Origin of the sequence: Clostridium nigeriense (genome assembly GCF_900086595.1) — a bacterium.
Taxonomy (GTDB): Bacteria; Bacillota; Clostridia; order Clostridiales; family Clostridiaceae; genus Clostridium; species Clostridium nigeriense.
In genome coordinates this window covers 2,043,516-2,056,953 of record NZ_LT575472.1, presented here as the reverse complement: position 1 = coordinate 2,056,953, position 13,438 = coordinate 2,043,516, and the positions used below count along the sequence as shown (strand labels likewise).

Here is a 13,438-nt window from a genome sequence, read left to right as displayed (position 1 = left end):
ATTAATCACCTTCACAATCTTTCCAATTATTTATAATCTTTGCCCGTAATACTTTAAAATAATCATAATCATCAAACAAAATTATCTTAGCATACTCTTTTGCTTTTTTTATATTTATTATAGCTTCTTCATTATGAGTAACTGTTTTTTGACCATCAAAAATAATATTAAATTCCTCATTATTATTTACTATTTTAACTTGAATATTACTATTACTATTTAGTACGATAGGTTGAACACCTGTAGTATGGGCACATATTGGTGTCAATGTAATTGCATCAACAGTAGGATAAACAAATGGTCCTCCAGCTGAAAATGAATATGCAGTAGATCCTGTAGGAGTTGCAATAATTAATCCATCTCCTTTAAAATTATAATACCTTTTTCCATCAATAAATATTTCAAATTTTATCATTCTAGACAAGCTGCCTCTAGCAATTACTATATCATTTAATGCTAATGATTCATTAATCTTCTTTTCTAAAGGTAAATTGCAAGTTAATAACATTCTCTTTTCAGAAGAATAATTTCCATCCTTTAGTTTCTTAAAAGCTTTATCTATATCTGAAAATTCAATACTTGATAAAAATCCTAAATTCCCTATGTTTATTCCTAGAATAGGAACATCTAATTTCCCATTAATACCTCTAGCTACACTTAATATAGTTCCATCTCCGCCTAAGACTATTATAAGATCAAGTAATTCCTTAAACTTATAATTTATTATATCATAACTATTAAGCATAATTATCTCTACATTGTCGAAATATTCATATAGCTTTTTTTCTACTATTAAAGCCAATTCTTTATTTTTATCTTTTGATAGATTAATTGCAATTGCAACCTTTTTCACAATAATGCCCCCCATAGTGTACTTATAGCCATATATTTTATTAAAGACTTCAAGCTTAATCAAGAAGTCTTTAATAAAATTAACTTTAAACATTATAATAAATCATGAGATTCATTTACGACCTTTTCTACATCTTCTACATTAAAAGTACTTTCTTTATTTTTATCTTTACTAAAATATACTAAATACTCTATATTTCCTTCTGGTCCTTTAATAGGTGAATAACTTAAAGATAGAATATTTAAATTTTCACTTTGTAAATATTCAACAATGCCCATCACGACCTCTTTATGAACATTTATATCTCTAACAACACCTTTTTTGCCAACCTTTTCCTTCCCTGCTTCAAACTGAGGTTTTATCAGCGCAACCACTTCTCCAATGTCACTTAATAAATTTAATGTTGCAGGCATAATTTTCTTTAATGAAATAAAGGAAACATCAATCGATGCAAAATCTAATTTTTCTCCTATATCTTCTGGGGTTACATACCTAATATTAGTTCGCTCCATGCAAACTACCCTAGGATCTGTTCTTAGCTTCCATGCAAACTGTCCATATCCTACATCAACAGAAAAAACCTTAACAGCTCCATTTTGCAACATACAATCCGTAAATCCACCTGTTGAAGCCCCTATATCCATACATACTTTATTATTTAAAGATAAATTAAACTCCTTCATTGCTTTCTCAAGCTTTAGTCCACCTCTACTTACATATGGCATTTCTTGGCCTTTGAAAATGATATCTGCATCTACATTAACTTTTTCTCCAGCTTTATCCACTCTTTGCCCATCAACAAATATTTTTCCTGCCATAATGTTTGTCTTTGCTCTTTCTCTTGAAGTAAATATTCCCTTTTCAACTAAAAGTATATCAAGTCTTTCTTTTTTTCCAGACATTTTTATCTCCTTTATTCATTAAGTTCTATAATAGATTCTGCAATTCCTTCTGGATCTAAATTATTTTCTTTATATAATATCTTCACATCTCCCTGAGGAACAAATGTATTATTAAATCCTAAAGCTTTAAATTTCTTTTTAAAGCCTAACTCGCTTAATTTCATTAATACATAACTGCCAAAGCCTCCATTAATCATGTTATCTTCAATAGTTACAATATTATAATTATCTTTTATTAATTCCATTAACATACCGTCATCTAAAGGTTTCACAAAAGTAGCATTAATTATCATTGGATTAATACCTTTGTTTATTAATATTTCTCTTGCTAACAAAGCATGTTGCAACATCTTTCCTACAGCTACAATTGCCACTTTTTCTCCTAATACTATCTTTTCCCATTTCCCGAATTCAACTGTATTAAGTGGAATAATTTCCTTACAAATATCAGCTCCTCTTGGATATCTTATAGCAACGGGACCATTATGATCTAAAGCCCATTTTAGCATTACCTTAACTTCATCTAAATGCTTAGGTGCTAACACAGTCATATTGGGAATTTCTGAAAGGTAAGATAAATCAAAAATTCCTTGATGAGTTTCTCCATCTTCTCCAACTAATCCAGCTCTATCTATTGCAAATACCACTGGCATGTTTTGAATACATACATCATGAATCACTTGATCGAAAGCCCTTTGTAAAAATGTTGAATATACTGCAAAAACAGGCTTTAGATTTGCTGCTGCAAAACCTGCTGCTAATGTAGTAGCATGCCCCTCTGCTATTCCAACATCAAAAAATCTATTAGGATACTCTTTAGCAAAATCTTTAAGTCCTGTTCCATCAGGCATTGCTGCTGTAATAGCTACTATCTTTTCATCCTCTTTAGCTAATTCAATCATTGCATCTCCAAAGGCTTTAGAATAAGTTCGCTTACTAGGTATATTAGTTTCTCCACTTTCTAAATCAAATGGGCTTACACCATGATATTTATTAGGATTCTTCTCAGCAAGTTCATAGCCTTTTCCCTTATTTGTAACAACATGAATTATTACAGGATCCTCAATATTTTTTGCCATTTCAAGCACTTCTGTTAAAGTTTCTATGTCATGTCCATTTATAGGACCTATATATTTCAAACCCATATCTTCAAAAAGCATGGAAGGAACAATAAATTGCTTTAAACTATCCTTAAATCTTGATATGCAACTTGCTACCTTTTCTCCTGTTTTTGATGTTTTTAAAGTTTCATTTATATTTGACTTTAGTTTATTATATTTCGGTTCCATTCTTAATTTATTTAAATGCATTGATAAACCACCAACATTAGGTGAAATAGACATTTGATTATCATTCAAAATAACTATCATTTTTGTTTTATTAAATCCAACATCATTTAAAGCTTCTAAAGCCATCCCTCCAGTTAAGGCACCGTCACCTATAACTGCTATAACTTCATTTTTTTCTTTTTTAATATCTCTAGCTCTCGCCATTCCTAAAGCCGCAGATATAGAAGTACTACTATGCCCTGTATCAAAGGCATCATATTTACTTTCACACCTTTTAGGGAACCCGCTTAATCCATTGTATTGTCGCAATTTATCAAATTGTTCTTTTCTACCTGTCAATATTTTATGAACATAACATTGATGTCCAACATCCCATACTATTTTATCTTTTTCTAAATTAAAGCTCTTAAATAAGCTTATAGTAAGTTCTACTACGCCTAAATTAGAAGCTAAATGTCCTCCTGTTTTAGATACACTATCTATTAAGAATTCTCTTATTTCATTAGCTAAAACTTCTAATTCAACATTAGTTAACTCTTTTACTCCTTCAGGAGAGGTAATTTTATCTAATATTCTACCCATAATTAAACCTTTCTTTCTATTAAAATTCCCTATTTAATAACTCTAAAGTTAAATCTTCTAATTCTATAGCATTTACAGAAAGGCCCTTCAGCAATTCAACACATTCTTTTGTTAATTTTATACATTCATTTTCACAATACTCTAATCCAAATAAGGATATAAAGTTTGATTTATGATTATTTTCATCGCTTTTTGTATTTTTACCAAGTTTCGAAACATCTCCAACAATATCTAAAATATCATCTTTTATTTGAAAGGCTAACCCAAGTTTTAAACCAAAATCATTTAGTATCTTTATATCTTCTTTAGGAGCATTTGCTAATATAGCTGCTGCTACTATAGATACTCGTATAAGTTCACCAGTTTTCTTATTATGCATATAAATAAGCTCATCTTTTGATATTTGTTTGTTTTCATTGATAATATCTACTATCTGACCACCAATCATACCTTCCGGTCCAGCTGCTTCTGCTATTTCTTTTGAAGCTAGTAAAGCTTTATCACCATTTTTTATAGAAAACTTCATAAGCATACTCATTGCCTCATTTAATAGCATATCTCCCGCTAAAACAGCTATACTTTCCCCAAACTTTTTATGATTAGTTGGCATTCCTCTTCTTAAATCATCATTATCCATACATGGCAGATCATCATGAACAAGTGAATAAGTATGAATCATTTCTATTGCTGAGGCCATTTCTATTACGTCTTCATAATTATCTTTATATAATCCATAAGTTAATAAAAATAATATAGGTCTAATTCTTTTTCCCCCTATATTAATACTATAGCTTGCTGAATCATATATAATTCTATTATAACTTCCTTTGCCCTTAAAATACAAATTTAAATAATTATTTATATAATCCCTATAATAATTAATTTTATTACTCATTCTTTAGCTCCATTTCCATATTTTCTTTAATTACAGTTAATTTACCCTCTAAAGAATTTATAGTTTTATATAATTTATTTATTAGCTTTACTCCATTTTCATATTCTTTCATTAATTCTTCAAGCGGAAGTTCATTATTTTCCATCTTACTTAAAATATCTTGAAGATTAAGCATCATATCTTCATAGGATTCTTTTTTAGCCATAAACTTTCTACTCCCTTTTACTTTTTGAAATTTTATTTTAAAATTTTAGTCTTAACTTTTCCATCATTAAATATTATATTAATTTCCTCAATACCTTCTAATTGTTTTTTAGAAGATATTATATTATTATTTGTATCTTCAACAATTGTAAATCCCTTCTTAAGTACATTAATTGGATTATGTGCTTCAATTAAATCATTTAATGATTTAATTCTTATTTTTTCTTTTTCCATCCTATTTATAAATATATTACTTATCCTTTCATAGACTCTATCTATTTCTATATAAGAATTAGATAAAATAACTTCAGGACTATTTGAGTATAGTAATCTTTTATAATTATCTAGCCTTCCTTTTTCGTATTTTATTGTATCTAAAATTATTTTATTAATTTTACTTTCGTAATCCTTTATTGTATTTATTATATCACTTTCCAAGGGAACTGCTATTTCTGCTGCTTGAGATGGTGTTGAAGCCCTATAATCACTAACAAAATCTGAAATTGTAAAATCAACTTCGTGTCCAACTGCAGATATAATAGGTATTTTAGACTTAAATATTTCTATTGCTAGTTCTTCTTCATTAAAATTCCATAACTCTTCTAAAGAACCACCACCTCTACCTATAATAATTGTATCCACATTCTTTTTTTCATTGAAATATTTAATTCCTTTTATTATAGATTTGTAAGCTCCTTCTCCTTGAACTAAGGCTGGATATAATACAATATCTACTAACGAAGTTCTTCTTCTAGTTACATTTATTATATCTCTAATTACTGCTCCAGTTTCTGATGTTACTACTCCTATTCTTTTAGGCATTTTAGGAATGGATTTTTTATGTTCCTCATTAAAATAACCTTCCTCTTGTAGTTTCTTCTTAAGTTCTTCAAATTTAATATGAAGTTCTCCAAGTCCCTCTTTTTGTAATTTCTCTACATATAGTTGAAGAGCACCTGTTCCTTGATAAATAGAACATCTTGCATTAGCTATAACTTGCATACCATCTTCTAATTTAAAATCAAGACCCATGCTACTATTTTTAAACATTACACAATTGATTTTGCTTACTGAATCCTTTAAGGAAAAATATATATGTCCACTACTATGATACTTTAGGTTAGATATTTCTCCTCTTGCTATTAAATTATTTAGTATAAAATCATTATCTAATATTTTTTTTATATAATTATTAACCTCACTAACTGTTAAAGTTTTCATTCTCATTGTATTCTAACGCCTCACATGAATTCCTAATTAATAAAGTAGTAGTTAAGGCTCCAACTCCTCCTGGAACTGGGGTTATCATTTTTATTTCATTGATAACATTATCAAAATCAACATCACCAGTAATTTTTCCATTATATGAAGATGTACCTACATCTAATATTATAGAATCTTTATTCACATATTCCTTATTAATATATTTTGCTTTTCCAATTGCTACTACTAGTATATCTGCATTTTTACATATATCTTTTAAGTTCTTTGTTTTAGAATGACATATAGTTACAGTTGCATTTTTATTAAGTAATAGCTGCGCTACTGGTTTGCCTACAATATTACTTCTTCCAACAACCACTACATTTTTACCTTCTAATTCAATATTATATCTTTCTAATAATGTTATTACTGAATTTGGTGTGCAAGGTAAAAATACTTTATCTCCACAATAAAGCTTTCCTTGATTATTAAAGGTTAAGCAGTCTATATCTTTACTTGGCGAAATAGTATTTATTATTTTCTTTTCATTTAAACCATTAGGTAAAGGAAGCTGAACTATTATTCCATCAACATTTTTATCTCTGTTTAAATCTTCTATTAAGTTTATAAGTTTATCTTCTTTTATTTTTTCATCTAATAATAATTTATTAAAACTAACCCCAAGAGAAGTAGCTAACTTCTCTTGACTGTTTATATAATAAATTGATCCTCCATCATTCCCAACTAAAAGTGAAACTATTTTAGGAGCTCTAAGACCTCTATTTTTTCTATTTTCCACAAAATTTTTTATCTCATCTTTTATATCTTGAGAAATCATTTTACCATCTATTATCTTCCCCATTATAAAACAGCCCCCATTTTCATTATAAATTTTTAAATGCTTTATCTAGTACTCCATTTATAAAAGAAACACTCTTTTCATCAGAATACTTTTTAGTCATTTCAATAGCTTCGTTAATAGCAACTTTCTCTGGAACATCATCTATATATAGCATCTCTCCTATTGCAAGCCTTAATATTGATAAATTTACTTTCGAAACTCTATCTATCTTCCAATTAGTTAAAGCTTCTTCTATTTTAGTATCAATTACTACTTTATTTTCTTCTAGTTTATTAAGAATTTTTTTTATGTATTCTAAATCTATAGTGTTTAATTTCATTTCATAATCTTCTAGAAAAGTTTCAATTGTTTCCTCTAATGTGTTTTTGCTTAAAGTCATCCCAAATAGTAATTCCATTGCTATTTCTCTCGATCTTTTTCTATTCATAATATCCTCCTAAGTATTGTTAATAATATTATTAACCTTATATAACTTTCTAATCATAAATATACTACAACAAAATTATTTAAAGCACAAGAAAAACACCCTCTGAAAAATCAGAGGGTGAGATTAATTTTCTTTATTTTCTTCTTTTTCAGTTTTTGGAACATAAATGCTTTGAACATTAATATTAACTGCAGTTACATTTAACCCTGTCATAGTTTCAACAGTTTTCTTAACATTTTCTTGAACAGCATTTACAACTTCAGGTATCTTAACACCATACTCAACTGCTAGATTTAACTCTATTATTGCATAATCTTCATTTAATGTTACTCTAACGTTTTTGCCAGCGTTTTTCTTACCCTTTAACAATTGTGATATGTTATTACCTACTAGATGTTGTAGATCCTCTACTCCATTTATTTCTTCTGCAGCTATTCCAGCTATTACACTTACAACTTCATCAGAAATTTTTACTATGCCTAAATTTTCTTCGTAATTCTTATTATCCATTTGATTACCTCCTAAGCGTTTTGAATTCAAAACTCTTTCATATGTTAATTATATCAAAGCTAAGTTTATATTACAACGAATTATTTCTTTGGTTCAATAATTACATCACTTATACCAGTTACATTTTCTACTATTTCTTGAATTGAAACTGTATCTGCTTCTGTTAGTTCCTCTGCTTTTACAACTACTCTTACATTATTATCTCCCTCTATTGAACATAATACATCTTCAAATCCTTTATTTTTTATACTTACTTCCACACTTCCTTCTTTATCCTTTAGCATAGTCTTAACTCTTAATTCATTTGATGCTAAATCCTTTTCTTCTTGAGATGTTTGCTCGTTAGCTATAAGTTCAGTTAATTGTTGTATGGTAACTGCATCCTTTTTATCTTTTTCACTTCTTAGAGCATAAAAATACTCTTGACTTCCTAAAGTTTCTTCATCTTTATCTTTTTCATTATCTGTTCCTTGTTGTGATATTACTTGGCTAAAATCTGTTGGATCATTTAAACCAGTTTTATTTATCCTGGCTGCTATAACTCCTACGCACACTATAAGAGCCATAAGTGTGAAAATAATACCAAATTGTTTTTTTGTCATTTAAACTTCCCTCCATCTATTTTTCATATTATTTATATGCTAATATTTCATAGGATATACATTAACCTTATCTATTGAAATGCCATATAATGTAGATACTGCAACTTGTATATCATACTTAACTTTAGCACTAGTAGCTCCCTCCGCTACTATTAAAACTCCATTTATCTCAGGCTTATTCACTTGTAGTATATATGGCTCATTCTTGCTACCATCGCCAGACATTACTACCTTGCTTCCACCTGTTTGTTGCGTAGTTGCTCTCTTACCACCTTGACTATCTGTTTCTTCTGTTACTGCTTCTTGGGTAGTTTTCTCTGTTGCAGGTACCTTGACTTCACCAGTTTTAAAATAAATCATAACCTCTACTTGTCCAACATTTTCTATTTTACCTAACAACTTTGTTAACTCTTGCTTCTCATTTTCTTCATAATTATCTACAGTTGTTTTAGCCTCTTCTTCTAAATTGCTTGAACTTACTAAATTAGAGTTCAATGACTCTTTTTCATTCTTTTTTCTTGTGTTACTTAAAAAACTTATGGCAAGTAATACAAAAGCTAATATTAGTGCTATTACTACGACGTTTAAAAACTTTTTATCATTAATTATATTTGCCAAATCACCTTTAATTTTACTTTTTCCCATTTTCTCACTCCCATTAATTCATTTTATATACCATTATCTTATCTTTAGTTATATTAAAAGTTTGTGATAAATAATTTATAATTTCCTCTTGATTACTTACTTCTTCATTTGACGAAGATACTTCTGTACTTTTCTCTTCACGACTTATAACTATTTTTTCTATTTTAGAAACTCCTTTATCCTTAACTTTAATTTTGATTCCATTGATTGAATAAGATATATTACCCATATTAACTTCACATTCTATTGCTGACTCAAACTCTAAATTCTCAAATTTCTCCTTTAATAATCTGTTACAGTTTTTTTCTAAGTTTTCTCTAAAAGCAATTTCATTTGTATTTTCCTTATATACTTCATTTGCTTCAAAAGATTTATTATCTACTAATTGTATATATTCCTCCACTTTTTTTGATAATCCATCTTCTCCTTTACTAATAAATGAAAATATAGGACTTATCATAACTGCTATTAAAATTGTACCTAAAACAAATTTCAAATATTTTTTCATACTATTATCTGGTGATATCAATTCTATTGCAGTAATTAAAATAAGCATACTTACTAAGGTTATAATAAACCCTTTTATTTCATCCATCCATCTATCCCCCTATAACAAATTTGCCAGCTGATGCCATTATAGCTAACAAAACAAAAAACATTAAACTTACTGATAATACACAAGACATTAGTAATATTAAGGAATCCCCTGCTGAAGCAATAGAGCTAGTTATTCTTTTATCGCTTATTGGTTCTATAACAGCTGCAGTAAGCTTATAAACAAATGAGATTAATATAAGTTTAATTATTGGATAAATCATCATGAAGATAATAACAATTAGCCCAATAGAACTAACAGCATTCTTTATTACTAATGAATATCCTGCAACAGAAGCAATAGCATCGGAAAAAGCTTTTCCTACTATAGGTATAAAATTATCAATTGCAAACTTTGCTGTTTTTAAAGTAACTGCATCTATAGTTGAAGAAGTTATCCCTCTTACGGTTAGTAATCCTATAAATACAGTTAATATTATTCCCTGTATCCATATAGTTGTTTGTTTTGTCAGCTTACACAAATTGCCTATTTTATGTTCAGATGATATATTATTTGTAAATTCTAAAACAAAGGTTATAAGTATTAATGGTATTATTACAGTTGTATAAATTCTTGGTATTATTAATGTTGCTCCCATAATTATTGGATCCATAGTTGCTGCTTGGGTAAATCCTCCAATAGAACCTAGCATTATTACTAGTACAGGCAATATTGCTGCCATAAAGTCTGATAAATCTTTAATAATATCTAGAGCTATATTAATAGATACAATAAAGCTTTTAGATAAAATTATTATTAAAATTGCATAGCATGCAAAAAAAGCAATATTAGAAATCCCTTCATTAGAAAATGCTGATTGCAAATTTTTTAGTAAAGAGCACATAATGGCAATTATAATAATACTAATTGACAAAGTAAGTACAGTTTTCACCTCTTTAAATAAGAAACTTACTATAGCATTACTTATTGTTTTTAATGATAAATTTCCTTCTCCATTTTTAATATACCCTTTTATATATTCTACCGGATCCAAATCATTTAAAATTTCAATTTCAGATTTTACATTATTTATATAACTGTATAGAGAATTTAATTTATTATTTACCTCTGGGTTTTCAAGGATACTTCCGGCTTCAGTTATTTCATTATTAATATTTATGTCATTTTCATTTGCTAGTACATTTTTAGAACTATAACCTATAAAAATAATAATTACTATGGTTATTATTTTTATAAGTTTCTTAGTTAATAATCTTTTAAACATATAAACACCTACAATATTTGCAAAATAGATTGTAATACAGCCATAAGTATAGGTATTGCTAAAGTTAAAATTAATATCTTAGCTGAAAACTCAACTTTACTTGCTATACTTGAAGCTCCAGCATCCTTGCATATTTCACTACAAAATGTTGCTAAATAGGATATGGCAAGTATCTTTAAAACAACCCCAATATAAACTGTATCTATATTAGCCTTAGAAGAAATTTCTTTAATAAAAAATATTATATCTGTTAAACTTGAAATAACTAATAAGAAAAGTATAACTCCAGCTGCTAATGAAATTAATACTGCCACGTCACTCCTTCTATCTTTGAAAATTAAATATATAAATAATGCTACAAAAGTAAAGGCTACTATTTTTATAATTTCCATATCCTTCACCTATAGCATAAACATTGTTCTAACAGTATTAAACAAATTACTGATTAAACCAATAACTGTTATAAGTATAATTACTATTCCTGCAATATTTATAATTACTGCAACATCATCTTTTCCACTAGCCTTTAAAACCTTATCAATTACTATTAGTAAAACTCCCATAGCCCCAATTTTAAACAAAATACTTATATCTAGCATTTATTCCCCTCCTACTAAAATAAAAAAATTGCAATCATAGCACCAAAACATATACCTATTGCTCTATACATTTTTGAATTTTTCTTTGCTAATTCATCTGCTGATTTACAGTTAATCTTCATATTTTCAATAGTTAAATTAAATAGCTTATCTTGTCCATATACTCCTGACTCCCCTAATCCTTTTAGGAAATCTTTAATTATGACTTTATCCTCTTCACATAAATTAAAACCTGATTTTTTCTTTACATATTCATCTTTAAAAGCTTCATATACACTTTCTGTACTTCCACTTCGAAGCTTTGAACCAACACTTGATAAAATATTGCTTACTGGATCTTCTACCTTTATTGACACATAGTTTAAAGCATCTGGTAAAGGAGTATTAGAATACATAACCTCATTATTTAAAAACATAATTGCTTTTAATATAGATTTAAGCTGTTTAGTTCTTTTTTTAAATGTTTCTCCATAGTAAAATCCTAGATAGGTACTTGATAAAAATATTATTGTAATTGATATTATTTTAAGCATTTAAATTCCCCCCCAGTTCCTATGGAATATATATTTTCTATTGTACCTGGTCCTTTTCTATTACTTAAAACAACAATTCTTTCTAAAATAGAATTTTCTAGCAAATCATTAAGTACTTTCCTTTTATAAACATCTTCTATACTGTATCCATGAATAGTGATTATTATATTAACTCCTGAATTAAAAGCCATATTAAGAGCCTCTATATCCCCCTTTGTTCCAATTTCATCACAAACTAATATTTCTGGTGATAAGCTCCTTATAGCCATTATCATTCCATCCTTTTTAAAACAATTATCTAAGATATCACTCCTAAGACCAACATCTAGTTGAGGAACTCCATTAAAGCATGAAGCTATTTCACTTCTTTCATCAATTATAGATACTTTTTTACCTACCAAATTATTAATTGGCATTCCATTTGAAATATTTCTAGCTATATCTCTTAAAATTGTTGTTTTTCCACACTTAGGTGGAGAAATAATTAAAGTATTATAAACTTTATCATTAAAAACTATATATTTCATAATTTCATTAGAACAGCCCTTAACTTCTCTACATATTCTTATATTTATAGAAGATATATTCCTTATTGTTCTAACTTCACCTTTTGATATTACACATTCCCCAGCTATACCAACTCTATGTCCACCCTTAATTGTAATGTATCCTTGTTTTAATTCTTCTTCATAAGCATATAAAGAATAATTAGATATTCTTACCAATATTTGTTTTATATCATTTACTGTTGCTACTCTTCTTAATATAGTTTCTTTATTAGATAAAATGATTATTATAGGCTTATTTGCTTTTATCCTTATTTCTTGCAAAGATTCATTTGCTAAATAATTCTTAATTTCATTACTTATATCTATTGGTAATACCCTTAAAATTTCATCCTCATTCATTAACTTCTCACTTCCTTTTCCATAGTTATATTTAAGATTATTTCTATCTATCAAATAATATTCATACTAATAATTAAATATGTAAAATATTTAAAAATAACTATAAAAAAAAGTTGTAAAGAATGATTAAATCATTTTTACAACTTTTATTTTTATAAATAGAATTATATTTATTAAATTGCATCTTTATTACAAAATGGACACGGTAAATTCTTGTTCTTGTTTATAGATTCTTTTTCAACAAATAAAGGCTTATCGCAGTGCTTACAATTTATTTCTACATATTCTTCTTCTATTTCCATTAAGTCCTCAATAGAAACCTCTTCAAAAAGCTCATCTTGTAATCCTATAATATCTTCGTCAATATACTTAACACTTTCCTCTAAGGATTCTTGTTTATCGTTCATCTCTTCTATAGAATAAGTAATGTCTTCAATTATGGATAATAAACTTCCAAATAAATTTTTATATTTATCATCTTCAATACACGATAATTCATCTTTAATGTTTTCAATTTTATCTTTAAATTCTTTCATATTTTCACTTCCTTAAAAAATAAAACTAAGCCATTTACATTATTCCCTAATATTATAACAAAAAATTC

Annotated in this window: 18 protein-coding genes; all 18 read right to left on the bottom strand. The window is 27.6% G+C overall.

Annotated elements, in window-relative coordinates:
- Position 1: 1 nt before the first annotated feature.
- Entirely contained in the window at positions 2 to 853 is an 852-nt protein-coding gene (locus BN6774_RS09875; protein ID WP_106404271.1) for an NAD(+)/NADH kinase, read from the bottom strand.
- Positions 854 to 945: 92 nt separating this feature from the next.
- Positions 946 to 1,755: a TlyA family RNA methyltransferase gene (locus BN6774_RS09870; RefSeq protein WP_066893138.1), complete on the bottom strand. Its 810-nt coding sequence runs from the start codon at positions 1,753 to 1,755 to the stop codon at positions 946 to 948.
- An 11-nt stretch (positions 1,756 to 1,766) separates the two neighbouring features.
- Positions 1,767 to 3,626 (bottom strand): 1-deoxy-D-xylulose-5-phosphate synthase, encoded by a 1,860-nt coding sequence (gene dxs, locus BN6774_RS09865; RefSeq protein WP_066893136.1) that lies wholly within the window; start codon positions 3,624 to 3,626, stop codon positions 1,767 to 1,769.
- A gap of 19 nt (positions 3,627 to 3,645) precedes the next feature.
- The gene (locus BN6774_RS09860; RefSeq protein ID WP_066893134.1) at positions 3,646 to 4,521 is read right to left on the bottom strand and encodes a polyprenyl synthetase family protein; all 876 of its coding nucleotides are present in this window, start codon (positions 4,519 to 4,521) and stop codon (positions 3,646 to 3,648) included.
- Positions 4,514 to 4,726, bottom strand: a complete 213-nt coding sequence (gene xseB / locus BN6774_RS09855) for an exodeoxyribonuclease VII small subunit (protein ID WP_066893132.1) — start codon at positions 4,724 to 4,726, stop codon at positions 4,514 to 4,516. Before xseB ends, BN6774_RS09860 begins: the two co-directional genes overlap by 8 nt.
- Before the next feature lie 32 nt (positions 4,727 to 4,758).
- Positions 4,759 to 5,952 (bottom strand): exodeoxyribonuclease VII large subunit, encoded by a 1,194-nt coding sequence (xseA, locus tag BN6774_RS09850; protein WP_066893130.1) that lies wholly within the window; start codon positions 5,950 to 5,952, stop codon positions 4,759 to 4,761.
- A complete protein-coding gene (locus tag BN6774_RS09845) occupies positions 5,927 to 6,790 on the bottom strand; it encodes a tetrahydrofolate dehydrogenase/cyclohydrolase catalytic domain-containing protein (protein WP_066893128.1) in 864 nt (287 codons plus the stop codon). The genes xseA and BN6774_RS09845 overlap by 26 nt, the downstream gene beginning before the upstream one ends.
- 22 nt (positions 6,791 to 6,812) lie before the next feature.
- The gene (gene nusB, locus BN6774_RS09840; protein ID WP_066893126.1) at positions 6,813 to 7,217 is read right to left on the bottom strand and encodes a transcription antitermination factor NusB; all 405 of its coding nucleotides are present in this window, start codon (positions 7,215 to 7,217) and stop codon (positions 6,813 to 6,815) included.
- 123 nt (positions 7,218 to 7,340) lie between these two features.
- Entirely contained in the window at positions 7,341 to 7,727 is a 387-nt protein-coding gene (locus BN6774_RS09835) for an Asp23/Gls24 family envelope stress response protein (protein WP_066893124.1), read from the bottom strand.
- Between the two features lie 80 nt (positions 7,728 to 7,807).
- Positions 7,808 to 8,329: a SpoIIIAH-like family protein gene (locus tag BN6774_RS09830; RefSeq protein WP_066893122.1), complete on the bottom strand. Its 522-nt coding sequence runs from the start codon at positions 8,327 to 8,329 to the stop codon at positions 7,808 to 7,810.
- 39 nt (positions 8,330 to 8,368) lie between these two features.
- Entirely contained in the window at positions 8,369 to 8,974 is a 606-nt protein-coding gene (spoIIIAG, locus tag BN6774_RS09825; RefSeq protein WP_066893120.1) for a stage III sporulation protein AG, read from the bottom strand.
- Between the two features lie 13 nt (positions 8,975 to 8,987).
- The gene (gene spoIIIAF, locus BN6774_RS09820; protein ID WP_066893118.1) at positions 8,988 to 9,569 is read right to left on the bottom strand and encodes a stage III sporulation protein AF; all 582 of its coding nucleotides are present in this window, start codon (positions 9,567 to 9,569) and stop codon (positions 8,988 to 8,990) included.
- 4 nt (positions 9,570 to 9,573) lie between these two features.
- Positions 9,574 to 10,794 carry a stage III sporulation protein AE gene (gene spoIIIAE / locus BN6774_RS09815; RefSeq protein ID WP_066893116.1) on the bottom strand — a complete coding sequence of 407 codons (1,221 nt, stop codon included), beginning with the start codon at positions 10,792 to 10,794 and terminating at the stop codon, positions 9,574 to 9,576.
- An 8-nt stretch (positions 10,795 to 10,802) separates the two neighbouring features.
- Entirely contained in the window at positions 10,803 to 11,186 is a 384-nt protein-coding gene (gene spoIIIAD, locus BN6774_RS09810; protein ID WP_066893114.1) for a stage III sporulation protein AD, read from the bottom strand.
- Positions 11,187 to 11,195: 9 nt separating this feature from the next.
- On the bottom strand, positions 11,196 to 11,393 hold the full coding sequence (gene spoIIIAC / locus BN6774_RS09805) for a stage III sporulation protein AC (RefSeq protein WP_066893112.1): 198 nt from the start codon (positions 11,391 to 11,393) through the stop codon (positions 11,196 to 11,198).
- Between the two features lie 14 nt (positions 11,394 to 11,407).
- Positions 11,408 to 11,926 (bottom strand): stage III sporulation protein SpoIIIAB, encoded by a 519-nt coding sequence (spoIIIAB, locus tag BN6774_RS09800; RefSeq protein WP_066893110.1) that lies wholly within the window; start codon positions 11,924 to 11,926, stop codon positions 11,408 to 11,410.
- Positions 11,914 to 12,834 carry a stage III sporulation protein AA gene (gene spoIIIAA / locus BN6774_RS09795; protein WP_066896589.1) on the bottom strand — a complete coding sequence of 307 codons (921 nt, stop codon included), beginning with the start codon at positions 12,832 to 12,834 and terminating at the stop codon, positions 11,914 to 11,916. The genes spoIIIAB and spoIIIAA overlap by 13 nt, the downstream gene beginning before the upstream one ends.
- Before the next feature lie 173 nt (positions 12,835 to 13,007).
- A complete protein-coding gene (locus tag BN6774_RS09790) occupies positions 13,008 to 13,370 on the bottom strand; it encodes a CD1247 N-terminal domain-containing protein (RefSeq protein WP_066893108.1) in 363 nt (120 codons plus the stop codon).
- Positions 13,371 to 13,438: the final 68 nt, after the last annotated feature.

Excerpts from the sequence above, each read along its gene's own strand:
- spoIIIAA (WP_066896589.1), bottom strand. The coding sequence starts at position 12,834 with ATGAATGAGGATGAAATTTTAAGGGTATTACCAATAGATATAAGTAAT.
- xseA (WP_066893130.1), bottom strand. The coding sequence starts at position 5,952 with ATGAGAATGAAAACTTTAACAGTTAGTGAGGTTAATAATTATATAAAA.
- xseB (WP_066893132.1), bottom strand. The coding sequence starts at position 4,726 with ATGGCTAAAAAAGAATCCTATGAAGATATGATGCTTAATCTTCAAGAT.
- spoIIIAE (WP_066893116.1), bottom strand. The coding sequence starts at position 10,794 with ATGTTTAAAAGATTATTAACTAAGAAACTTATAAAAATAATAACCATA.
- BN6774_RS09835 (WP_066893124.1), bottom strand. The coding sequence starts at position 7,727 with ATGGATAATAAGAATTACGAAGAAAATTTAGGCATAGTAAAAATTTCT.
- BN6774_RS09860 (WP_066893134.1), bottom strand. The coding sequence starts at position 4,521 with ATGAGTAATAAAATTAATTATTATAGGGATTATATAAATAATTATTTA.
- spoIIIAF (WP_066893118.1), bottom strand. The coding sequence starts at position 9,569 with ATGGATGAAATAAAAGGGTTTATTATAACCTTAGTAAGTATGCTTATT.
- BN6774_RS09830 (WP_066893122.1), bottom strand. The coding sequence starts at position 8,329 with ATGACAAAAAAACAATTTGGTATTATTTTCACACTTATGGCTCTTATA.
- spoIIIAD (WP_066893114.1), bottom strand. The coding sequence starts at position 11,186 with ATGGAAATTATAAAAATAGTAGCCTTTACTTTTGTAGCATTATTTATA.
- spoIIIAG (WP_066893120.1), bottom strand. The coding sequence starts at position 8,974 with ATGGGAAAAAGTAAAATTAAAGGTGATTTGGCAAATATAATTAATGAT.
- nusB (WP_066893126.1), bottom strand. The coding sequence starts at position 7,217 with ATGAATAGAAAAAGATCGAGAGAAATAGCAATGGAATTACTATTTGGG.
- BN6774_RS09845 (WP_066893128.1), bottom strand. The coding sequence starts at position 6,790 with ATGGGGAAGATAATAGATGGTAAAATGATTTCTCAAGATATAAAAGAT.
- BN6774_RS09870 (WP_066893138.1), bottom strand. The coding sequence starts at position 1,755 with ATGTCTGGAAAAAAAGAAAGACTTGATATACTTTTAGTTGAAAAGGGA.
- spoIIIAC (WP_066893112.1), bottom strand. The coding sequence starts at position 11,393 with ATGCTAGATATAAGTATTTTGTTTAAAATTGGGGCTATGGGAGTTTTA.
- BN6774_RS09790 (WP_066893108.1), bottom strand. The coding sequence starts at position 13,370 with ATGAAAGAATTTAAAGATAAAATTGAAAACATTAAAGATGAATTATCG.
- dxs (WP_066893136.1), bottom strand. The coding sequence starts at position 3,626 with ATGGGTAGAATATTAGATAAAATTACCTCTCCTGAAGGAGTAAAAGAG.
- spoIIIAB (WP_066893110.1), bottom strand. The coding sequence starts at position 11,926 with ATGCTTAAAATAATATCAATTACAATAATATTTTTATCAAGTACCTAT.